The sequence below is a fragment of the Actinobaculum suis genome, from assembly GCF_900618115.1.
In the GTDB taxonomy this organism is placed as follows: domain Bacteria; phylum Actinomycetota; class Actinomycetes; order Actinomycetales; family Actinomycetaceae; genus Actinobaculum; species Actinobaculum suis.
Genome location: NZ_UYIO01000001.1, coordinates 2,245,473 through 2,267,624 on the forward strand (window position 1 = coordinate 2,245,473; position 22,152 = coordinate 2,267,624).

The 22,152-nt window shown below is 59.7% G+C and carries 17 protein-coding genes; 13 read left to right on the forward strand and 4 right to left on the reverse strand.

The genetic code is table 11. The features are described 5' to 3' along the window. Window positions 1-36: 36 nt before the first annotated feature. Window positions 37-1,203, reverse strand: a complete 1,167-nt coding sequence (locus H8274_RS08990) for an oxidoreductase (protein WP_185934350.1) — start codon at window positions 1,201-1,203, stop codon at window positions 37-39. Between the two features lie 382 nt (window positions 1,204-1,585). On the opposite strand from H8274_RS08990, the gene H8274_RS08995 reads away from it, so the two are divergent. The 3 genes from H8274_RS08995 (at window position 1,586) to H8274_RS09005 (ending at window position 5,510) form a co-directional block, all read left to right on the forward strand. Beyond that, complete coding sequence (locus tag H8274_RS08995) at window positions 1,586-2,548, forward strand: M48 family metallopeptidase (RefSeq protein ID WP_221884793.1); 963 nt, start codon at window positions 1,586-1,588, stop codon at window positions 2,546-2,548. Between the two features lie 164 nt (window positions 2,549-2,712). After that, window positions 2,713-3,204 (forward strand): (deoxy)nucleoside triphosphate pyrophosphohydrolase, encoded by a 492-nt coding sequence (locus H8274_RS09000; RefSeq protein ID WP_185934351.1) that lies wholly within the window; start codon window positions 2,713-2,715, stop codon window positions 3,202-3,204. Window positions 3,205-3,314: 110 nt separating this feature from the next. Further along, on the forward strand, window positions 3,315-5,510 hold the full coding sequence (locus tag H8274_RS09005) for a hypothetical protein (protein ID WP_185934352.1): 2,196 nt from the start codon (window positions 3,315-3,317) through the stop codon (window positions 5,508-5,510). Between the two features lie 82 nt (window positions 5,511-5,592). On the opposite strand, the gene H8274_RS09010 is transcribed toward H8274_RS09005, so the two are convergent. Beyond that, a complete protein-coding gene (locus H8274_RS09010) occupies window positions 5,593-6,876 on the reverse strand; it encodes an aminotransferase class I/II-fold pyridoxal phosphate-dependent enzyme (protein ID WP_244924586.1) in 1,284 nt (427 codons plus the stop codon). A gap of 141 nt (window positions 6,877-7,017) precedes the next feature. Here H8274_RS09010 and H8274_RS09015 point away from each other — a divergent pair, with 141 nt between their 5' ends. Next, complete coding sequence (locus H8274_RS09015) at window positions 7,018-7,896, forward strand: fructosamine kinase family protein (RefSeq protein ID WP_185934353.1); 879 nt, start codon at window positions 7,018-7,020, stop codon at window positions 7,894-7,896. Between the two features lie 195 nt (window positions 7,897-8,091). On the opposite strand, the gene purB is transcribed toward H8274_RS09015, so the two are convergent. Then, the gene (gene purB / locus H8274_RS09020; protein WP_049619811.1) at window positions 8,092-9,528 is read right to left on the reverse strand and encodes an adenylosuccinate lyase; all 1,437 of its coding nucleotides are present in this window, start codon (window positions 9,526-9,528) and stop codon (window positions 8,092-8,094) included. Between the two features lie 339 nt (window positions 9,529-9,867). Here purB and H8274_RS09025 point away from each other — a divergent pair, with 339 nt between their 5' ends. The 8 genes from H8274_RS09025 (at window position 9,868) to H8274_RS09060 (ending at window position 20,076) form a co-directional block, all read left to right on the forward strand. After that, window positions 9,868-10,557, forward strand: a complete 690-nt coding sequence (locus tag H8274_RS09025; protein WP_244924587.1) for a DedA family protein — start codon at window positions 9,868-9,870, stop codon at window positions 10,555-10,557. 197 nt (window positions 10,558-10,754) lie between these two features. After that, window positions 10,755-11,000, forward strand: a complete 246-nt coding sequence (locus tag H8274_RS09030; protein WP_049619812.1) for a heavy-metal-associated domain-containing protein — start codon at window positions 10,755-10,757, stop codon at window positions 10,998-11,000. 84 nt (window positions 11,001-11,084) lie between these two features. Continuing rightward, window positions 11,085-14,291: a lysylphosphatidylglycerol synthase transmembrane domain-containing protein gene (locus tag H8274_RS09800; protein WP_244924588.1), complete on the forward strand. Its 3,207-nt coding sequence runs from the start codon at window positions 11,085-11,087 to the stop codon at window positions 14,289-14,291. Beyond that, window positions 14,288-16,108, forward strand: a complete 1,821-nt coding sequence (locus H8274_RS09040; protein WP_185934354.1) for a DUF2079 domain-containing protein — start codon at window positions 14,288-14,290, stop codon at window positions 16,106-16,108. Before H8274_RS09800 ends, H8274_RS09040 begins: the two co-directional genes overlap by 4 nt. A gap of 224 nt (window positions 16,109-16,332) precedes the next feature. Continuing rightward, the gene (locus tag H8274_RS09045) at window positions 16,333-17,883 is read left to right on the forward strand and encodes a DUF2079 domain-containing protein (RefSeq protein ID WP_185934355.1); all 1,551 of its coding nucleotides are present in this window, start codon (window positions 16,333-16,335) and stop codon (window positions 17,881-17,883) included. 110 nt (window positions 17,884-17,993) lie between these two features. Continuing rightward, window positions 17,994-18,590 carry a fluoride efflux transporter FluC gene (locus H8274_RS09050; protein ID WP_185934356.1) on the forward strand — a complete coding sequence of 199 codons (597 nt, stop codon included), beginning with the start codon at window positions 17,994-17,996 and terminating at the stop codon, window positions 18,588-18,590. After that, window positions 18,587-19,000, forward strand: a complete 414-nt coding sequence (locus H8274_RS09055) for a fluoride efflux transporter FluC (protein ID WP_185934357.1) — start codon at window positions 18,587-18,589, stop codon at window positions 18,998-19,000. The genes H8274_RS09050 and H8274_RS09055 overlap by 4 nt, the downstream gene beginning before the upstream one ends. Window positions 19,001-19,383: 383 nt before the next feature. Beyond that, window positions 19,384-20,076 (forward strand): HdeD family acid-resistance protein, encoded by a 693-nt coding sequence (locus H8274_RS09060; RefSeq protein ID WP_185934358.1) that lies wholly within the window; start codon window positions 19,384-19,386, stop codon window positions 20,074-20,076. Window positions 20,077-20,088: 12 nt separating this feature from the next. On the opposite strand, the gene H8274_RS09065 is transcribed toward H8274_RS09060, so the two are convergent. Then, a complete protein-coding gene (locus tag H8274_RS09065; RefSeq protein ID WP_185934359.1) occupies window positions 20,089-20,244 on the reverse strand; it encodes a hypothetical protein in 156 nt (51 codons plus the stop codon). A 20-nt stretch (window positions 20,245-20,264) separates the two neighbouring features. Here H8274_RS09065 and pgm point away from each other — a divergent pair, with 20 nt between their 5' ends. Then, window positions 20,265-21,944: a phosphoglucomutase (alpha-D-glucose-1,6-bisphosphate-dependent) gene (gene pgm / locus H8274_RS09070; protein WP_185934360.1), complete on the forward strand. Its 1,680-nt coding sequence runs from the start codon at window positions 20,265-20,267 to the stop codon at window positions 21,942-21,944. The last annotated feature ends 208 nt before the right edge of the window (window positions 21,945-22,152 follow it).

Below are 22,152 nucleotides of genomic sequence, written 5' to 3' on the forward strand. Positions count from 1 at the left end.
AAGGTAATCGCGACCCAGTTTCGAGCCTAGCCGCGCCTATTTTGAAGCGAACATTGCTTGCAATGCTTCCGGGAGCGCGAGGTCTTGGCCGGTTTCCAGCTTCCTGTTAATTGGCGCGCCGGCAGCCACCTTTGCCGGAAAGTCTGGCTCCAAGAGGAGCGTGCTGGCGGCCCCCACCAGGTCAGCATTACGCAGGGTGTTACGCGCGGAAGCAGCATCGGAGTTTTTGCCCGTTGCAATGAGCTTGGTTTTGCCGGCAAGTTCGCGATATAGCCGCGCGTTCAACTCGCTGCGCCGGGATACCGTTTCGCCACTCACCGAGGTGTGTACGTAGTCAAGGCCGTGCGAGGCGAACCCCGTGAGCAGCTCGACGCTATCTTCAATCGTGTACCCAACATCTTCCCCGTGGATTTCTTCCGGGCAGATGCGGTAACCAATAATGAAACCTTCCGGTGCGGCGTCTTTCACCGCTTCGAGTACACGCCAAGGCATCCGGCTGCGTTCCCCGTACTCATCTGTGCGGTGGTTGGAAAGCCGGGAGAAGAACTGTTGCAAGAGATAGTGGTTCGCACCATGAATTTCGACGCCGTCAAATCCGGCCGCCGCGGCACGCCGGGTGGCCTGCGCAAAGGCCGCAATAATTTCTTCCACCTGGGCTGTGGAAAGCTCGCTTACGGGATAGTCGAGAAAGCTGTAATCCACCGGGCTGGGCGCGTAAGCGCGGCCGTGTTTCTCGTATGAATATTTCGCTTCCCTACCGGCATGGTAAATCTGCAAAATCGCTTTCGCACCGCGAGATTTCATGGCCTGCGCCAAGCGGGTAAGGCCGGGAATGTGCTCGTCGGAATAGACGCCCAAAGAGTTTTTAAACGCTTCCGAGTAGCAGCCTACCGCGGCCGAGCCAGTAATGAGCATGCCTCCCGCAGCCGCGCGGCGCCGCCAGTAAGCCAGATCGGCCTCCGTTACTTCGCCCTCTTCGGTGGAAGCACCGATAACCATGGGCGCCATTACGAAACGGTTAGAAACCGTTACACCACTATGCCCAGTAAACGTAACCGGCGTGAAAAGTTCCCGGTTTTCTGGGGTAATGTCTTGTATTTCCGGAATAACAGCTTTTTCTGCCGCGGAATTATTCACTTGCGCTGCATTTTGCACGTTTTGCGGCACCTGATTGCCAGTGCCGTCTACGCCGTTTTTCTCCACATTTTGCATATCTTCTCCGCTCTCCCCCTATTCACCGATTTAGGTGCGCAATGGCCAGTGCGGGCCCGCACTGCGCCGCGCCGGCCCACACTGGCCTGCACCGTGCTGCACTGACGCGCACTACGCCACGCTGACGCGTGCCATCCCGCGCCTGCCCGCACCGGCCCGTACCCGCCTGCACCGGCCTAGTAGCGCACCCACACAGCCAAGTTCAATATTCAACATGCCAGGTTTGTGCAACTAAAGCAAGCATTGTTCTCTTTTTGAACGCGTACGTAAACAAGTAGTGACGCCCGCGGGAAACGAAAAATGCCACGTCGGCCGCGAAACAGTTCAGGCTTTGCTGCAGAAAATACGTGCCTGCGAACGTACAGTTAGGCCTATGCCTGAAGAAGTCGAGATCGCCGGCATTCGCCTCACTTTGACCCGCAAACGCGGTATAAAAAACCTAAATTTGCGCGTGGTGGGCCCGGATGGTCAGGTGAAACTCAGCGCCCCGCCGCGCGCTTCCATGCGCGCTATTACTGATTTCGTTACCTCCCAAACCGGCAATATCCACCGGTGGCAAAACCAGGTGCGTGCCCGCGCGGCCCGCGAGCAGCGTTTTTATAACGACGGCGAAACCCACTACTTGTGGGGCATTCCCCACAAATTAACCGTGCTTCCGGCAGGCCCTACGGCCCGGCCACACCTGCGCGTGGAACCGCCACTCACTGCCGCCGATCGTCTCCCGATCCGCAATGCTTCCAGCCTCCGCACTTCGCGGGCAACCTCGCAACTAGCTTCGCAGCAAACCTCGCAGGCCACTTCGCAGGCCATAACCTCGCAGGCCATAACCTCGCCGGAAACCTCGCAGACCACCTCGCAGACCACCTCGCAGGCCATAGCCTCGCCGGAAACCACAAGCCCTGCCATCGTGTTGACCGTGCCGGCCGGCGCATCATCCGAACTACGCGCCAAATTAATGGTCGAGCTGTACCGCGCAGAACTCAAACAGGCACTCGGCCCGATCGTGCGCGATTGCGAGGAACGCATGGGCTTACATGCTCGCGAATACCGGATTCGTAATATGAAGACGCGATGGGGTAGCTGCAATATCCCCAAGCGCCGCATCTGGCTCAATCTCCAACTCGCCAAATGGGCCCCGAACTGCTTGGAGTACGTAGTTATCCACGAACTCGCCCACCTGGTGGAAGCCAAACACAATGCGCGTTTCCACAGCCTTGTGGAAACCTTCTGCCCCGATTACCGGCACCTGAAGCATTTTCTCAACTCGTCTATTTTCGACGCAACTGCTATTTTCGATGCCGCCGCACTTACCCCTTCCGCAGCTTCTGCTTCGTGACCCGCCAGGCTCTACTGTTTCTGCTTCATTACCTCGTGCCATCCGCAGCTTCTGTTTCAGGGCTTCTGTTTCAGGGCTTCTGTTTTGTGACCTAGCGCCTTCGGCGTTTTCGCTTCGTGACCTGGTGCCTTTCGTCCTGCTCGGCAGCTTCTATGCTTGGACACATGGATACCAGTGGAGACTCTATGCCCTTGTCAAGTTATGCACCTGGGCAACTAGTAGTCGGCGCGGCGCTTGTGGATAGTTTGCAGAACCCAAAAACCGTCCTCGGCGCGCAACGTTCGTACCCGCAATGGGCGGATGGTTTGTGGGAATTTCCGGGCGGAAAGGTAGAGCCTGGGGAAACTCCCGCGCAGGCATTGCGCCGCGAAATTCGGGAAGAACTCGGGGCGGATATTATTCTCGGGTCCTTGGTGAAAAACCCGGAAGCAAAGGACGGTTCGTGGGATTTAGCGGCCGGTGGTCACAATACGGGTAAACGCATGTTGTTGTGGCTCGCGGAATTGGCGCCCGGCGCACAGGTGCACGTAACCGCTTCGCATCGGCAAGTGCAAGCCCTCGACGCAGATTCTTTACTCGCGGTTCAGTGGTTGCCTGGTGATCGTCCAATATTGCCCGTGCTCCACTCAATATTACTTGCGGACACTAGCCGTTAGAGTGTCCGCACCATGTAAAGTATTGGGGAAAGGATCTGTAGCGCGGCCCGGATTGGCGGAGTCCACTTGGAGTCGCGCCTGCCACCACGCCAGCAACCAGGGAGTCGGACATGTCAGACCATACAGAGTCTTCTCGGAAATCCGCGGAGACGCCAGGCGAAGAACTTGGTAGCACGCCCACACCGGGCAACTCTACTACTTCGCCTAGTGCGCCGAACCCGGAAGAAGTAGCGCCAGTCCCAGCGAAACCCGATCAGCCCGATCAACCCAATCAGCTTGATCAGTTCGCTGACCCAGTCGAAATTGATCCGGCACCGGACCCTACAGGCCGCGTTTCAACGCCGCCGTCTACTTCGTCTCCCCTGGAACCTGCACCTGACCCTGCAGAACCGGAAGCGACGCCGCCGTCGGCACCAGCGCTTTCTCTCACCGATCCTGAACCAGCCCCTGCGGAATCTGTACCACTTCCCGCAGAACCTGCACCGGAGCCCGAACCGGAAGCAACAGCCGAACCGGAACCTGAGCCGGAGGCCATAACCGAACCGGTGCCTGAGCCGAACAACGTAGTAACCGAACCGACACCCGAGCTAGAGACCGCTGCGGCTGCCAGCACTAGCGCGGAGATTCCTAGTGCGGAAGCCGCCACTGAAGTAACTGCCCGCGCCGAACCCTTTGCTGCAGTAACCGCCGGCGCCGAACTCACCGCAGACGAACCCTCCGCGGATGAAACCGCCATTATTGAGGCCACTACTATTGGGGCCAACGCCGGCGAGAGCGCTACCGAAGGTAGTAAACATGCCGCGAGCGCGGATAATTCGGCTCCTACCGAGCAGTGGACCGCCGATTGGAACGAGTATCCGCAGAATGTTTCGCAGGTCCAGTACCAGGAGCAATATCCGGGGCCTTACCAGACTTCTTATCCCACCCAAGCTTCCTATGCAGCTCAGGGCTCTTACCCGGCCCAAGCTTCTTATCCGACGCAAAACTCATATCCGGCGCAGCCCTCTTATCCAGCTCAGTACGAGGAGCAGAATCAAGATCCCTACCAGCACCAGTCGCCGGCGCAAGGTGCTTCCCCGGTAACGGACCAGTCGCACTTCTCGGCGCCAGCCCAACCGCAGGCACAGCCGCAAGCGCAACCGCTGCCACCGGCCCAGCCGCTCCCGCAGTCGCAGGCACAGCCGCAAGCGCAACCGCTGCCACCGGCCCAGCCGCTCCCGCAGTCGCAGGCACAGCCGCGAGCGCAACCGCTGCCACCGGCCCAGCCGCTCCCGCAGCCGCAGGCACAGCCGCAACCTTTCCCTCCCGCCCAGCCGCAGCAGTTCTCGGGCTACTATCGCGGGGCGAGCCAGACCCAGCAGGGCCGTTACGTGCGGACCCAAGACGCGCAGCACAATACTTTTGAAGAACAGCTGTACGGCCCGCAAAGTTTTATGAACTGGGACAATGGCGAATCCGAAAACCGCGCGCAGCCGGCCTCGAAGCAGTCGCGTTGGCCCATGTATTTCCTGGCTTTCTCCGTCGTCGCACTTTTGTTAGCGGTAGCCGCCGTGTTCTTCACGCACGTTTTCAACCGCGGCCGCGATATTGCCGGTAACAATGAGCCGCAACCGGCACCTTCCGTGCAGGTAACTAGCCAGCCCAGTGCCTCACCGGAGACGACGCCGAACGCCAGCGATTCGCCCCTCACCGCCAAACGCGAAGCCGTGAAATCTTTACCCACCCGCACCACCTGCGATGCCGGTGCAGATAGCGGCAAGATCAGCGATTTTGTGACGGCTTCTAATCAGGCGCATGAACTATCCGGAGATATCGGAATTCTCAAAGACAACATGTACGAGCTGTCCAAGAAGTGCGGTGCCCAGTACACGCTCGATTTGCAAGCAAAGCTGGATACCGTAACTTTACCCGATAACGCCGCCACATTCGTCAAATCGCGCGACTGGTGGTATTTGGTACGCCCAGCCGGCACAGACACGATCAACGTGGTAGATTTCACTACCCCGGTGAATAATATTCGGTGCCGCTTCGGCGATCACGACGTCTCCTGTTCGATCTACGCCTACGACTATCCTTCCCCGCCCGGATGTGAAGGGGAAACCGCCACTTACCACGTGGGGCATGCCGGCGAAGTCACGGCCGATTGTAGTTCCGAAATCAGTGCCGCGAACACTATCGGCTACGACCAAGTGATCTCCCGCAATGGGTTTGCCTGCCAGGCCAGCCAATTCGGCGGCGTCTCCTGTTGGAGTGAACTCTCCGGCCATGGTTTCACTCTGAAACGCTCCGCCGAAGACAGATACTAACCGGTGAAATAGCTGCAGCCCGGTAATGGCGACCACCGCAGCGGTCGCCATTACCGGGCTGGTTATGTTTACGCGCAAATAGTTACGCGGCGCTAGCGCCCGCGCGGATGCGGTCTAAGGCGCGCCACAGCCGTTCCGTACCTTCCGGTTCGGCTACCGAAACCCGCACCCCTTCCGTTCCGAAGCGGCGGGTAATAATGCCTTCTTCGCGGGCCACTCTTTCCAGTAGCTCCGCATCTACCGTGGCAAATTCTGCCGCGTCAGAGCCGTCCGCCGCGCCAGAACCGCCCGCCGCGCCAGAACCGCCCGCCGCGCCAGAGCCGCCCGCCGCGCCAGAGCCACCGGCCGTACTATTGCCATTCTCGCTACCGCCACCGGCCGCGCCCGTATCAGCATCAGCATCAGCGCCTGCAGCAGTATCAGCGTGACTATCGCTGCCGGCACCGGCGAACCACACAAAGTTCGCTACCGATTCTGGTACCGCGAAACCGCGCGCACGGATCCCATCTAACATGCGGCTACGTTCTTCTACCACGAGTTGTACGCGGCGCTCTACTTCCGGCAGCTCTGCCAAGGCCGCCAGTGCCGCCTCCTGGGCAAGTAGATTTACCCCGAAAGGCGTGGCGATCGCGCTCAAACCGGCAGCCATTTCTGGGCTGGTAAGCACATACCCCACGCGCAGGCCCGCCAGCCCATAAGCTTTCGAAAATGTGCGTGCTACCAGCACGTTCGGCCGATTACGAGCCAAGGCTTTGCCGTCTTGAATCGCCGTACCGATCCCGTTCGCAAAATGTATATACGCTTCGTCAATGAGTACCGGAATGCTTTCCGGTACTCGGTCCAAGAAAGCTTCCATTTCCTGATGGCCGATCCCCACACCGGTGGGATTATTGGGCGAGCACAGCAGAATCGCCCGCGTCTTATCTGTAATCGCGCTGGCCATGGCGGCTAGGTCGTGCCCGCCGTCGGCCCGCAAAGGTACCGGTACCGGGCGCGCCCCCGCGCCGAGCACAGCAATCGGGTATGCCTCAAAAGAACGCCACGGGTAGATCACTTCCCCGCCGGGCACCGCCACTGCTTGCAAAAACTTTTCAATCAGCGCGGTGGAACCCGTACAGGCCACAATTCCCTCAAAAGGCCACTCTTCCACTTCCGCCAAACGTTCCCGCAACTGCGTATTCGCCATATCCGGGTAACGGTTAATCTGCCCGGCATAACGCTCCAAAGCTTGCGTTACCGCTGGCAAGGGCGGGAAGTGCACCTCATTCGAAGAAAGCTTTATAACCCGCGGATCTGCGTCCCGTTTACCGGCCACGTAGGCAGGTAACTGCGCAATTTCCGGTTTGAACCATTCGTGCATACCCATAATTCCTATTGTGGCACTCAGCGGCACATTTTCGCCGCAGCGTCCGGCATATGCCCCGAAATGCTCGCCCGTAACCGCCGCCCCTCGCTACCGGGCCTTGCCACCGGGCCTTGCTACCGCGAGCGCGGTTAGCATGGAGGTATGGCTTCTTTTACGAAAACTGGTTCGCCGCAAGAGATTCTGGGTGAGTACGCGGGCTTGCAAGATTTGGGGGCGGCTGCCAAGGCTGGAGGCGCGCCTACCGTGCGGGTCACTTCCACGGTGGAAGATGCGCGCGAACGCGGCTTTTTGGCCGAGCCCCGCTTAGTTTCGGCCCGGGCCACGCCGGCCGCGGCGCGCGAGTTCGGGAAGCGTCTGGCTTATACCCATGCTTATACGGGTGACCTTACGTCCGGGGAGGAACGTCCCTATGGCCGCGCACCTTCTTTGGTGGCCGGCCCGCAGGCCCCGGCTTTCGCGCTCGGCACTTCTCGGCTCGTAACCGTGCCCGCTTCCCATCCGCAACGCACCTGGGGCGAGTTCTACGCCTCAGACCGTATCGAAGCTTTCATTCCTGCCGCGGAACGTAATGGTTGCCTTTCCCCTAGTGATATTGCCGTGATCGAAAAGCTGTGTGAACGCTTGCGTGCCGGAGAGTTCGACGCCGGTGAGCCGGCCCTGGTTACTCGCGGCGCGGCTTTAACCCACGGCGATCTGTGGGGCGGAAACGTACTGTGGGTAAGCGCAGAATCGGCCCGCACCGGCGCACACGGCGCAGAATCTGCAACCGGTGTAACTGCGGTACTCATTGACCCGCTTTCTCATGCCGGGGCCGCCGAAACCGATCTGGCTTGCCTCACGGTATTTGGTGCTCCGCACGTGAGCGATATTTATGCGGGCTATAACTCCGTCTCGCCGCTGGCCCCCGGCTGGGAAGACCGTATTGGTCTGCATCGCATGTACATGCTTATGATGCACTGCGCGCTTTTTGGTGGCAGCTACGGGCCACAAACAGTTTTCCAAGCCCGGGTTTATGCGTAAATAGCCCGCTGTTACCCAAGGTTTTGGCGCCACTACCCGTGCAGCGCCGCTACCCGTAGCACACCACTACCCGTAAAGCGCCACTACCCGCGGAGAAGAAAAACCGGTAGCGGTTAGCAGCGAGGTTTGGCAAGCAGTAACGCAGATAGCCGCGCGGCGTGTTCGTTAGCCGCGCGCCAGTTAGCTTCGCGCCAGTTAGCCGCGCGGTTCGACGTCGAGGTAGGCCACTAGTTGTGCGGCGAGGCCGGTATAGCCGGCCGGGGTCAGAGATTCTAGGCGGGCGGCAAGTTCGGCCGGCAAACCAAGATCGGCAATAAAGGCTTGCATTTCCGGGCCGGTGACTTTCCGGCCGCGGGTAAGTTCCTTGAGCCGCTCGTAGGGATCTTCCATACCGGCCTGCCCGGAAAGGGCGGCCACGCGCATGGCCTGCTGGATCGGTTCGCCCAACACTTCCCACTCCTGCGCTAGATCAGCTTCGAGGCGGGCCGGATTGGGTTGCACCCCGGCAATCCCGCGCGCCAAGTTTTCTAGGGCTAGCAGCGAATGGCCTAGTGCCACGCCCAGATTGCGCTGTGTGGAAGAATCCGTGAGGTCACGCTGGAGGCGGGAAGTTACCAGGGTTTGCGCCAAAGTGTCACATAGGGCCCCGGAAATTTCGAAGTTAGCTTCCGCGTTTTCGAAACGGATCGGATTCACCTTGTGCGGCATGGTGGAAGAACCCGTACTTCCTTGGGCTGCCAAATCTTGGTGGAAATAGTCCAGGGAAATATAGGTCCAAAAATCGGTGGCCACATTATGAGCGATGCGGCCAAAGTGGGCGATAGCGCTGAGCAGGTCTGCAACCCAATCGTGGCTTTCAATCTGGGTGGTAAGCGGGTTCCATCCCAAGCCGAAACTTTCCACGAATGCTCGCGAAAGCGCGGGCCAATCCCGGTCTGGCAAACAGATAGCGTGCGCGCCGAAAGTGCCGGTAGCCCCGTTCCACTTGCCTAAATATTCTGCTTTTTCGATCCGGGAAAGCTGGCGGGAAAGCCGGTGGGCGAATACTGCCATTTCTTTACCAACTGTTGTGGGGCTGGCCGGTTGGCCGTGCGTGCGGGCCAACATGGGCTGGTCCGCGTAGCGGTGCACCAGATCCGTAAGTTCGCCGATCACCTTGCGGGCGGCTGGCATCCAAACATCTTGCACCGCGCTACGCAAACCCAAAGCCCACGCAATATTATTGACGTCTTCCGAAGTGGCGAAAATGTGGACCATTTCCCGCAGTTCCGGTAAACGCGTGCCCGGAATTTCCGTACCCGCCCGGTCCATCGCCGCTTTGATGAAGTACTCCACGGCTTTCACGTCGTGGCGCGTTTCCGCCTCGATTTTTGCTAATTCCGCGATTTGTGCGGCGTCGAAACCCTCGGGAATCTCACGCAAGTACGCTACTTCGGCCGCGCTAAGCGGCTCCACCCCGGGCAGCACGCGGTTTTCTGCCAGGAAAATCACCCATTCGGTTTCCACGCGCAAACGGTTACGGTTCAAGGCCGGTTCGGAAAGACAGTTCACCAAACCGGCGGTTTGGGCGCGATAACGGCCGTCAATCGGTCCGAGTGCCACCGGTGGTTCTATTTTCGCGAAATCATGCATGCCCCTATTCTCGCAGAGCTGCGCGCCTTATTCTCGCAGAGCCGCGCACCGGATTCTCGTAGAGCTCGCCGCGGTATCTATTTGGCACGCGAGCCGCCTACTCCTTAGCGCACCAGCCGCGTAGCTCACCCTCCGCGCAAGGCAACACGCAAGCCCTCAAGGCAACACACAAACCCTCCGCGCAAGGCGATATTCGGCACGTACCGTGCAGTTAACAGCTTCACTCAGTAGAATCAGCCCCGTTGCGAATCCCCGCAAAATTGATCGGTCTTATCCGAACTGGCGCGGTTTGATCCGCTTACCTTGCCAGAATCGGAAAACCACAACCTGAGGAGAATCGTGAATCCCACTCTGAGCGCCCTGCTAGGTATTGCTGCCATGCAAACCGGCGGCGGTGAAGAAATGACGGGTATTGCCGGCTGGGTCGTAAGCGTTATGGACGCTATTGGCGGTTTGGGAGCGGCCTTCCTAGTAGCTCTGGAAAACATTTTCCCGCCCATCCCTTCGGAAGTCATTTTGCCGCTAGCCGGATTCAGCGCCTCCGATCCCACCTCAAATATCACGCTAGTGAGCGCAGTTTTGTGGTGTACCGCAGGTTCTCTGGTGGGGGCCTGGGTGCTATATGGCCTCGGCGCCTGGTTGGGCCGGGAACGCACCCGCAAAATCTTGCTCTGGCTTCCCCTCACCAAACAATCAGATGTGGATAAAACCGAAGCCTGGTTTGATAAGCACGGCCAGTGGACGGTGTTCTTTGGCCGCATGGTACCGATTTTCCGTTCCCTGATTTCTTTGCCCGCCGGGGTAACCCGCATGAACCCGGTCAGTTTCACGATTATGACCACGGTCGGTTCACTCATCTGGAATTCGATACTTATCGGCGCGGGCTACGCACTGGGCGCGAACTGGGCCATTGTGGAAGACTACGTGGGCATTTTCGCCAAGATCGTGGCCGCCATTATCGTGCTCGTGGTGCTCGGTTGGATCGCACACCGCCTCTACCAAAACCGGAAAGCCGGCCAAACGGATTAAGGCCGGCCACTCGGTATAAAAACGCGGGGCCGGGTGCTCGGTATGCCAGCGAGCCACCGGCCGCCAGCTATTTCATTGACCTGCCTACGCGTGTTCATTGGCCTACCCAGGTGTTTCGGCTAGTCCGGATTTTTTCTCGCCGCGCCGCGTTATCCTGGAAGGAGTCAGCAACTCCTCAATGTGGAAGGAATAGCGCTATGGCAGAAGAATTTGACCGCACTATTGAAGTCAAGATCGCCGGTCTTACCGACCCGCAATGTGTAGAAAGCGTGACCTCCGAACTCACTGCCCTTCCGAACGTGGAACACGTCGTCGTCACCTTGGCGGCGCCCGGCAAAGAATCTTCAGCACTCATCTACACACCCCGCGATATCGACGACGCTACGCTCACCGCGGCAATCACCCGCGCCGGGCAGTACACCGTGGCAGAAATTATCCGCTAGTTTTAACGGTTCGCGAGCTTCACTTGGCGGGCGGTAAACCTCACGCTTCCCACCAATGAAGCCAGTTCCACGTACACTGAGCGAATGCATACTGAGGCCGGCGATTCTCGTTTAAATCCCGCCCGCGCAGGTTTTACTAAAAAGCCCGCAGCGGGGTTTTCCGCATTGACCCCAGAAACCGCCCAAGAAACCGCCCCCGAAGGCCCCTCAGAAAACAGTCCCGAGACCGCTCCCGCGCCGCGCCCCACCACAAAAGTTTTGCTGGTAGACGCGATCGCCCGCTGGCAACGCCGGCCCGCCAACCTCGTGCGCGGGATTATTGCCACGCTCGGCGTGATCACCGTGGTACTCATTTCCCTGTACGGTTTTTCTTCCACGGTAGCGGTCACGAACGACGTCGCTAATGCCGCCGCAGACGTACTTCGCACGGTGCTATTTATGCCCGTCAATGTGCTGGAAGGCATTATCTCGCTGGTACTGCCCCTGTGGATAATTCTCGAACTTTTATGGAACCGGCGCTGGCGGGCGCTAGCTACCGCCGCGGTGGCAGTGGCCGGCAGCGTCGCAACCTGCTATGCCGGCCTGTGGCTCTTCCGGCACTATCTGCCCTATGCGGCCGTTACCGAAGCTTTTTCCAAAACGTTGAACGAGCAGGCAACGATCGGCATTTTGCCCTATGTTTCGGTAATTTCCGTGTTGCTTACGGTGGCCGGCCAGTTCAACCAGTCGCGCACTGCCCGGTGGGGATGGTGGCTCCTTGGCATCGTGGTTATGCTTTCGATTCTGCAAGGCATGCAGTCCCTCACCGGCGCCCTGTTCACAATTTTGGTGGGGGTAGCGGCAGCCTGTTACGCGCTTTTTGCGATTGGGGATGCACCGCAACGCGCCGTCGGAAAAGCAGCGGTAGCGCTCGTGCGCCGGGCAGGGCTCGACGCCGTACGGATCATCCGCGTCGATAATATTGACGACCCTTTGCACGCTTGGGAAATTGCGAGCAATGCGCCGCTCGGCTACGCCGATTCGGCCACCTTTAGCGGGATTAGCCGCGTACTTTCCGGGACGGCGAAAACTTCCTCCTCAGCGGCAAAAGAAGCGGCCGCTCCGGCCGGGGCCGAAGAATGGGCGGAAGGAACCGCCCCCGCCGGCGCAACCGCAAAGGCAAGCGCGGGAGCGGAGGGCGCCGCGGAAAGAACCGCCCCCGCCAACGCGGGAGCGGCAGTAGCGGCGGAAGGAAATATTTCGGTATCGCCCGCGCAGGTAGCTGCCGGCCCCGCGTTTACTACCGACACCACACAGGTTACTGAGGTAGAAGCCGCGCTCGTTCCCGCGCCGATCCCCACCCAGACGCTCGATATTGATGCGCCATCATTGGCCGCGCAAACCCGGGCGCGGTATAACCCGCCGATCACGGATACGAACTCCCGCAACTACGTGGCAGAACTGGCTGATGGGAGCGCGCGGTTCCTTACTTTTATTGACTCGGACCGGGAAATTGTGGGCCGGTTGGCCGCGGCGTGGCAGCGTATCTTTTTGAAAGCTTCTACGCGGCGGACCGGGAGCAATATTGTGGAAACCGCTGAACGCACGCTTTTGATGGAACGGGAGGCGGCCGCAATTGGTGCCGCCCCGGACCGCCACCCGCACGCGGCCGGCGGCAACTATTCCATGGTGCTCAGCTTCGACCTGGCGCCACGCGCCGCTACCACACCCGGCAGTGAGCCCGGCAGCGAACCCGGCAGGACCTCCGCTAGCGCGCCCTGTGAGCCCGGCCGTGCCTCCGCTAGCGCGTCCGGAGGCAGCATCGCAACCGGCGTCGAAACAGCCGGCACCGCAACCGGCATCGAAACAGCCGGCACCGCAACCGGCGTCGAAACTGCCGGCACCGCAACCGGCGTCGAAACTGCTACCGCCTCTGGCAAGCTTGGCAATGCCATACCGCTTGCCGCGCTTGCGGCCGAAGAGATACCCGATAGCGCACTCGATGATGTGTGGCGGGCTTTGCGCACCGCCCATCACGCTGGGATTTCGCATCAGGACGTGCGGGCTTCTACTGTGTTGGTAAGTGGCGGGCGCGGTTGTCTGATTCATTGGCGTAATGGCAGTATTGCGTCTTCCGAACTCAGCCGGCAAATCGATCTTTCCCAAGCGTTGACCATGATGGCTAGTGCCGTTGGTATCGAACGGGCATTGGCTTCCGCGCAGCGTATGCTCAGCGAACAGCAACTTTCTTCGATCGCCCCGGTTTTGCAGCGGGCAATTATTCCGCAAGAGACTCTGCGCGCTTTCCAAGACCGGAAAGACTTGCAGCGTTTGCGCGATAGCCTCACCAAGGAAATCCCGCAGGCCGCTACGAGCTCGGGCCCGCAACTTACGCGTTTCTCCCTGCGCACCATAATCACCGCGTTTATCGGGGCGGCGGCGCTGTTTATTTTGCTCGGCTCGATTAACTTCAACGAGCTTTTGGAAACTATTCGCACCGCCAACTTCTGGTGGGCGCTCGCTGCCCTGGCCGCCGGCTTCTTGGCCTTCCTGGGTGCAGGTATCGTGCTCCGGGCTTACACCGCGGAAAATCTGAAACTTTCGGAGGTGACGCTCGTGCAGGTGGCTGCCGGCGTCGTCGGTTTGGTAATGCCCGCCGGAATTGGCCCGGCGGCCCTGAATTTGCGGTATTTGCAAAAGAATAAGGTGCCCACCGCGGTGGCGGTAGCAACAGTAACGCTCGTGCAGGTTGCCCAGTTTGTGGCCACCGTGATTTTGTTACTCGTTTTGGCTTTGGCGACGGGCGATTTCGGTGGGATCTCCCTACCTTCCGGTTCCGGCCTACTCACCTTCTTGGCAGTGGTGGGAGCGGTGGCCGCGGTGCTCACGATTCGCCCATTACGCCAGTGGATCATCAAGAAGATCCGACCCACCGTGCAGCAAATCTGGCCGCGCATCGTCTGGCTCGCCACCCATCCATCCCGGATCGCCACCGGTTTTGGCGGTTCGGTTTTGCAAACCGCCAGCCTGGTAGCCGCCTTCGGATTCTCCCTCGCCGCCTTCGGAGAAACCTTGCCGATTACCACTTTGGCAATCACCTACCTGGTTTCTAATTCCGTCGGTTCGATTGTGCCTTCCCCGGGCGGTATCGGGCCGGTGGAAGCTGCCCTCACCGGCGGGCTCGTGGTGGCAGGAATCCCCTATTCGGTCGCATTTTCCACGGCCATGCTCTACCGCCTAACGACATTCTGGATCCGCGTACCCGTTGGTTGGGTGGCACTCCGCGTACTGCAGAAAAAGGACATCATTTGAGCATCTTTGCTTCCCGGCAGGCTCGCCCTTCTGCTTCCCGGCCAGCACGCCTCTCTGCTTCTAGCCGGGCGCGCTTCGCTGCTTCTGGCCAGGCGCGCCGCCCGCGTTTCGGTTTCTGCCGCGGGATTGACCCGGTTGCGGCCGGCCTCGCTATATTTGCCGGCGCAATTTATGTAATCTTCTCCGCCTACACCTGGCGCAACTTCAACTCTATTTCCTGGGACCAAGGCATCTTCACCCGGCTCGCCGACCAATACGCGCGCGGCATCTTCCCACCCATCGTGGATATCAAAGCCCCCGGCTACAACCTGTGGGGAGACCATTTCCACCCCATCCTCCTCCTCACCGGCCCGCTCTTCCGCCTCTGGCCTTCGGGCATGATGCTCCTCGTCCTACAATCCGCACTCTTCGCACTTTCCGTCTACCCGATCGTCAAACTCGCGCGCCAACACACCCGCTACTGGTTGCTCGTAGCGGCGGCTTACATACTTTCTTGGGGGCTTACTTCCGCGCTCGTGGTCCAATTCCACGAAATTGCCTTCGCCGTGCCCCTGCTCGCTTTCGGCATTACCAACTGGATCTGGGGCAAACGCGCCCGCGCCTGCGCACAAATCGCCCTCCTCGTATTCGTCAAAGAAGACATGGGTTTCACCGTTATCGCCTTCGCCGCGGTTATCTTCCTGCGTGCCTATCTAGAACGCCTGCGCGCCCGCCCCGCACCGGTTTCCGGTGCTAGCGCAAACACTGTGGTTTATCAGGGTGCTGAGGTTTCCACAGGTGCCACGGTTTCTGGGGGTAACGAAGTTTCCACAGGTCCCGCGATTTGTGGGCGTAACGAAGTTTCCACAGGAAGGGCTTGCACCGCGAATACGGTTCTTACCGACGACGCCGCACCTGCGCCCCGCTTTGGCCGGGCCCGCACGTGGTGGCACGCCGGCCTGGCCACGCTACGCTCACGCACCGGCCTGGCCAGTATTTTCTTGGCGCTTTGGGGTTTGGCCTGGTTCCTTTTGGCCACGCAAGTGTTCTTACCGTATTTTTCGGGCGCCGGGGAATGGGAATACGTGACCCGCGTGGAAGCAGATTCTGCTCCCGGTTTGGCCGGTTGGCTCATGCCAGCCAATGTAAAAGTCCCTACCCTGCTGTGGATCGCGGCCGGCCTGGGCCTGATTGGGCTACGCAGCCCGTGGGCTTTGCTTTTGGTCCCCACTTTGCTGTGGCGGTTTGCGGGCAATAATCCGTACTATTGGACGATTTTATGGCACTATTCGGCCGTGCTCATGCCCATTATGAGCGTGGCCCTGGTGGATGGGCTTGCCCGTATCCGGGCAGAAGCACAGGCAAAATCTGCCCTAGGTGCGGCCCCTTCGGCTTCCCGGCTGCAAAAACTGGCTGGTTATGCGGCAGTGCTCGCCCTTTGCGGAGCCATTACCGGTACGAGCACGAACGGTTTTGGCCATTGGGCCACGGGCCAAGGTAATACGCAAGGCTGGAATTCGGTAGCCGGATACGGGGATGCCCAATCGGCGCGCCAACAAGCTGCCGCCCGGGCCGGAATTGCCGCGGTCGGCCAGGGCCGCACGGTGGTAACCGACGTCGTCACCATGGCATACGTGGTGCCCGGCAACCGGGTACTTTGGGAACACTCGTATGCGGGCGCGGAACCAGAAATCGATACCGTGTTCTTCTCGAACCGCCTCCACCATGGCGACGGACTGCAAGTAGCGTTGTGGGCCACGGAAAAGTTTGGCGGCACCTGGGATATTGTCTCCGATAAGTCCGGCTACGTGGTGGTGATGAAGGAGGGGACGTACTGATGGCGAGCATGCCCAGCAGGCGAGAAAACACACCCCGGAAGCAGGATGATTCCACGAAACAGGTCCCGGCCTCAAAACCGGGCCCAGCCTCAAAACCGGGCCCAGCCTCAAAACCGGGCCCGGCTTCGAAACGGGACCTGGCTTCAAAACGGGGTCAGTCTTGGGCACGAATCTTGCCTTGGTTTTTAGCCGCCGCTTTTGCGGCCCTATATATTGCTTTTTCGGTGGCACAGTGGCGCGCTTTTCTCTCCCCTTCCTGGGATTTAGGGATTTTCACGCAGCTGGCCGATAAGTACGCACATTTCCGCGTCCCAATCGTGGATATCAAAGGCCACGGATTTAATCTCCTCGGCGATCATTTCCACCCCATTTTGGTATTGCTCGGCCCGGTTTTCCGCCTCTTCCCTTCCGGGCTTACCTTGCTGGTGGTGCAAGACCTGCTGTTCGCACTTTCCATTGCGCCGATCGCCCGGTTGTCTCTGCGCTGGCTCGGCTGGGGCCCCGGGGTGTTTGCGAGCCTGGCCTATGGGGCAAGCTGGGGACTCACAGCCGCTATTGCCGCCCAATTTCATGAAATCGCCTTCGCGGTTCCCCTACTTGCTTATGGCCTAGTGGCCTGGTTGGAAGGTCGCTTACGCACCGCGGCAGTGCTGATCGCGCTCACCGTTTTCGTGAAAGAAGACATGGGTCTCACCGTGGTTGCTTTCGGCTTGGTCGCCGCGCTTACCCGCGGGCAGCAAACCGCAAGCGGCGCGGCGCAAGGTTCGCCGGAGCGCGCGCCGCAATACTCGCACCAGGACTTGCAGCAGGCCTCGCCGCCAAATAGGCACCAAGGCTCTCCGCAACTTTCGCCGCAAAGCTCGGGCTGGTTGCCGGCCGGACTAGCGCGCACATTGCCCGATTGGCTCGCTACGCGTTTGGACCGTCGCGAAGGCCGGATCGGTGTGGGTTTGATTATTTGGGGTGTTTTCTGGTTCTTCTTCGCACTCTTGGTCTTCTTGCCTTTGTTCAATAACGCGGGCGGGTGGGAATACACCAACCGGCTCACCGGTTCGGAGGCTAGTTTTGCCCTCCGGCTCGGCACCATGCTGATCACCTTGGGTTTCACTGCCCTAGCCGCGGGCATAGTGGGCTGGATAAGCCCCCTAACCGTCGTGGCAGTACCGACCCTGCTGTGGCGGTTTATCGGAAATGTGCCATTTTACTGGGGAATGGAGTGGCACTATTCAGCCGTAATCATGCCCATTATGGCCGTGGCCCTCATAGACGGCGTGGCGCGAATACGCACCCGCATACACCCGCCCGCGCACCCGCAAGCCGATACTCGGAGCCTGCTTCAGGCGGTGTTTTCACGCAAAACTTTGGCCTGGTTCGCCGCGCTGTGTGCGGTAGCCGGCGCCGGAATTGGCACCTGGCATAACACTTTCGGAGCCTGGATTCGCGGCGATTACGGCATCATTACAAACGGTGAAAGGGAGGCCGCAACGGGCCTGCTAGACGCCGTCGCCGCCGAACCTGCCGGTACCACGAGCGCGGAAAGCGTTCCCGCGGCGAGCCAGAAAACCGTGATCACCGATATCTACCTGCTGGCCTATTTGGTACCCGAAAACCGCGTCTACTGGTGGGGAACCGCGCAAGGCGCCACCCCGGACCTCGTGGCCTTCTCCAACCGCACCGCCACCGACCCGGCCGAATGGGCCCAAACCCACTACTCGGGCACGTGGCGCACGGTGTACTCCGAAGCAGGTTACCGCCTCGCCGAAAAAGTGGACTAGCCGCCACTGCCGGTAACTAGCCACCACTGCCGATATAGAAGCAAGGTGAGAATCAGCTGACCTGTGGAAAACTCTGCACCGCAAAAGAACCGGAGAGTACGCTAAACCGCGTGACCGAGAAACCTCTTTACCGCGACCCCGCCGTGCTCGGCCTGATCTTTCTGGGCGGCACTCTGGGCACCTTACTGCGCTATCTCGTTTCTACGTTTGCCGCTACTAGTGCGAAGAGTACGCTTGCCGCCAGCTTCAGCGATGTGTGGGCGACCTTTGCTGTCAACCTGCTTGGCGCTTTCCTACTCGGGCTAATAACCGGCCTGCTCACGGATATAATTGCGGCCGGAAACAAGCGCGCTTACCGGCTCAAAATGTGCTTCGGTACCGGGTTTTGCGGTGCTTTCACCACTTACGGAACCTTCATTATGCAGGGCATTACAATCAGTCTCTTCGCCTCGTTTTTCGGCCCGCTCGCCCTCGGCGCCGCAGCCGCCTATGCCCTTGGTTCCCTAATTGCCGGCTTCCTGCTCGCCTGGTTGGGGCTTTCCCTAGGCGGCAAACTAGCGCGGCGCATTTCGATACCGCGCTGCTCTACGAAGCGCAACTTCGCAGAGCGCAACTCTGCAGAGCAGCTCGCTGGCACTTCCAGTAATGCCGCGCCGGACTCCGCCGCCGATACCGCCCCCGCCGCCGCGCCGGAGGTTTCGCAATGAGTGTGCTGATTATTGCTATTGCTGGCGGTATTGGTGCGATATTGCGCGCCTTGCTGGACGACGCCGTTACCCGCCACTCCCGAGCTTCCTGGCCGGTAGGTATTTTCGCGGTGAATATTATCGGCAGCTTTATCCTGGGCGCTTTCACCTATTTCCTCAGTACTTTATCCACAGGTGCGACGGCGGGGTGGAGTTCGGAGCTAATCACGCACATCGCGCTGTGGGCGCCGGCCCTCACCACCGGCTTGCTTGGTGGCTTCACTACGTTTTCCACAGCTATGCTCGACGCCGTTAAACTCGCCCGTTCCGGCCGTAAAATAGCTAGCCTCGGCTTGCTGCTAGGTAATTATCTGAGCTCGCTTGCCGCCTGCCTACTCGGTGTTGGCCTGGCGTATTTGGTTTGCGGCTAACGGCGGCCTACTCACACCGGCGGCTCCGATCAGAAGGCCACGGCAAGGCGGATATGGTCTAGCAGGCCGGGCAAAGCACAACACCAACTGGAAAAGCTGCGGTGCCTACGGGAAACCTGAAGCAAGCGGGCTGGGAGGATACCGTATTAAGCAGGCAATATTCCCGCTTGGGCATATATCTCAACCTGTATACAGCGTTCCCCTCCAGTGATAGGACAGTTATGTATAAACATTCAAGAGAGCAGGCGAAACAAGTGCGCCTGCGAACCTGATTGAGGGTAGATAACAACCTCGGCAGAAGTTTCGGATAAGCAGCAAGCCTCCGTAGTAAGTGCGGGTGGGGAGCCGCTCCTAGCCGGGGATAAGAGAAAGGATTCGCCACCATGAGCGCCGAATATACAAACGGAACTCCGGAACAGCCAGAACGCAAGACCGAATACGTGGAAGCTGAACCGCTCGGCCGGCGGGAACGCTACGAGAACCCGACCTTCCTGGATCCTTTCGAAATGGGACGGCAAGCCATTAAACATATCCGCGGCGGTTTCGGTATCAGCGGGCTGGTAATGCTCGTGATTGGCCTGTGCCTCCTCTTCGCGCCCGGCCGCACTTTGGCCTTCGCCGCCGGTTTGGTGGCCGTGGGGCTCTTAGCGGGCGCAGTATTTCGCGTACTCATGGGATTTTTTGAAAAATACGTGCCGGGCGGGTGGCGCGTACTGAGCATCATCTTTGGAATAATGCTCGGCATTGCGGCCATTATTATGCTTCGCAATCTCAGCGCTTCCGCCAACGTGCTCTTCCTGATTTTCACCCTTGGTATGGGTTTTTCCTGGGTCTTCGAAGGCATTATGGCGCTGGGCGAATCCGGCTTCGCGCGTTCTCAGGGATGGGCGATTGCCTACGGACTTATTTCTTTGCTCGCCGGCGTCACCGTGCTGGCTGTGCCTGCTTTCAGCGCCGCTAGCCTGATTGTTTTCATCGGAATCATGCTCGTGGTTTCCGGCTTGGTTTCGATCATCCGTGCCTTCACCTTCGGTAAGGCCGCGCTACACCAGTTGCGGGAAGAAGAAGCGCGGTAGCAAGCGAACGCGTTAGGCAACATCCGCGCGCAAGGCAACATCCGCGCGCAAGGCAACATCAGCGCGCAAGGCAACATCCGCGCGCAAGGCAACAATTGCGCGGTAGAGAACGCGCGATAGCAAGCGATTAATTCCGCCCACAGGACAGTCCCGTGTGTTGCGCGCCACTGTATGAGATAATGGAAGTTATGAACGAACGTGCAGGACAACCGGCGCGCCCGGAAGACCTCATCGACGTCGATGAGCTCGTGGCCGCCTATTACGATATCGAACCGGATCCGAACGATCCGAACCAGGCCGTGGTGTTCGGTACTTCCGGGCACCGTGGCTCCGCTTTTGACGGTGCTTTCAATGAGGCACATATTGCCGCTACCACGCAGGCGATCGTGGAGTATCGCGTGCAAGAGGGTTTTGACGGCCCGCTGTTTATTGGCCGCGATACGCACGGGCTTTCCGCACCGGCGGAAAAAACCGCGGTTGAGGTGCTGATCGCCAACGGGGTGAATGTGCTGGCTGACGCACGTGGTTCGTGGACTCCCACGCCCGCGGTTTCGCTAGCCATTTTGGAAGCGAATGGGGCCCCGCATAATTTGCGGACCTCGGGGCCCGGGCTGGCGGACGGCATCGTCGTCACCCCTTCCCACAACCCTCCGCGCGACGGTGGTTTCAAGTACAACCCGCCCAACGGTGGCCCCGCAGATACGGACGCTACCGGGTGGATCGCGGACCGCGCGAACGAAATTTTGCGGCAGGGTTGGCAGGAAAACGTCAAACGTCTCCCCTACGAGCAGGCAATCACCAGCGAACATTACGGTAGTTACGATTTCCGCCAGCGGTACGTCGAAGCGCTCGAAACGATCATTGATTTCGAAGCGATTCGCAAGGCTGGCGTGAAGATTGGCGCCGATCCGCTAGGCGGGGCCTCTACCGAATATTGGCAGGCTATTGCAGACCACTACGGGATTGATCTGACGGTCGTCAATCCCACCGTCGATCCCACCTGGTACTTCATGACCCTGGATTGGGATGGCAAGATCCGCATGGATTGTTCTTCCCCTTCCGCCATGGCCGGGCTGGTAGCGCAAATGAAACCGGATGCAGAAGGCAATGCGCCCTACGATCTGGCTACCGGGAACGACGCCGATTCTGATCGCCACGGGATCGTCACGCCCGATGGTGGGCTCATGAACCCAAATCACTATCTGGCGGTGGCCATCGAATATCTCTTCACGCACCGGCCCGGTTGGAGCAAGGATACGAATGTGGGTAAGACCCTCGTTTCTTCCTCCCTCATTGACCGCGTGGTGGCAGGTATTGGCCGCGAACTTGTGGAAGTGCCAGTGGGCTTCAAGTGGTTTGTGCCCGGCCTCCTTACCGGCGAGATCGGTTTTGGCGGGGAAGAATCTGCCGGCGCTTCCTTCCTGCGTAAGGATGGCAGCGTGTGGACCACGGACAAGGACGGCATTGTGCTGAACTTGCTGGCCGCAGAAATTACCGCGGTAACCGGCAAATCTCCTTCCCAGTTGCATCGCGAACAGGTGGAAAAGTATGGCGATTCGGCCTACGCCCGCTTGGATGCCCCGGCCACCAAGCCGCAGAAGGCGAAGCTCAAGGCCCTCTCCCCGGCAGACGTGACCGCCTCCGAACTGGCCGGCGAACCAATTACCGAAAAGCTCGTAAATGCTCCCGGTAATGGCGAGCCAATCGGTGGCCTAAAGGTGACGACGCCGGACGCCTGGTTCGCCGCCCGCCCCTCCGGCACCGAAGATGTTTACAAGATCTACGCCGAATCCTTCAAGGGCCCCGAACATTTGGCCCAGGTGCAGGCCGAAGCCAAGGAAGTGGTAAACGCCGCCCTCGAAGGGTAAGCGGTGGCCACACCGGCTGGTGGCCACACCGGCTAATGCAGGGTGCCGGCAGTGTTTTCGGATACTGCCGGCACCCTTTTGTTTTCGTTAGCTGGCTACGGCTGCCGGCTTTCTCGCTACCGGCCCGCGCTGCACGCGGTATGGCGCCGCGCGCAGCTCCATTCCCCTTCGCACCGTGCCCTTTCACACCGCGCCCTTGCACGCCCTG

What these genes read in the sequence shown, in the direction of transcription:
- H8274_RS08995 (WP_221884793.1), top strand. Translation starts at nt 1,586, where the DNA reads ATGCCTGAAGAAGTCGAGATCGCCGGCATTCGCCTCACTTTGACCCGC.
- H8274_RS09000 (WP_185934351.1), top strand. Translation starts at nt 2,713, where the DNA reads ATGGATACCAGTGGAGACTCTATGCCCTTGTCAAGTTATGCACCTGGG.
- H8274_RS09005 (WP_185934352.1), top strand. Translation starts at nt 3,315, where the DNA reads ATGTCAGACCATACAGAGTCTTCTCGGAAATCCGCGGAGACGCCAGGC.
- H8274_RS09010 (WP_244924586.1), bottom strand. Translation starts at nt 6,876, where the DNA reads ATGGGTATGCACGAATGGTTCAAACCGGAAATTGCGCAGTTACCTGCC.
- H8274_RS09015 (WP_185934353.1), top strand. Translation starts at nt 7,018, where the DNA reads ATGGCTTCTTTTACGAAAACTGGTTCGCCGCAAGAGATTCTGGGTGAG.
- purB (WP_049619811.1), bottom strand. Translation starts at nt 9,528, where the DNA reads ATGCATGATTTCGCGAAAATAGAACCACCGGTGGCACTCGGACCGATT.
- H8274_RS09030 (WP_049619812.1), top strand. Translation starts at nt 10,755, where the DNA reads ATGGCAGAAGAATTTGACCGCACTATTGAAGTCAAGATCGCCGGTCTT.
- H8274_RS09800 (WP_244924588.1), top strand. Translation starts at nt 11,085, where the DNA reads ATGCATACTGAGGCCGGCGATTCTCGTTTAAATCCCGCCCGCGCAGGT.
- H8274_RS09055 (WP_185934357.1), top strand. Translation starts at nt 18,587, where the DNA reads ATGAGTGTGCTGATTATTGCTATTGCTGGCGGTATTGGTGCGATATTG.
- H8274_RS09060 (WP_185934358.1), top strand. Translation starts at nt 19,384, where the DNA reads ATGAGCGCCGAATATACAAACGGAACTCCGGAACAGCCAGAACGCAAG.
- pgm (WP_185934360.1), top strand. Translation starts at nt 20,265, where the DNA reads ATGAACGAACGTGCAGGACAACCGGCGCGCCCGGAAGACCTCATCGAC.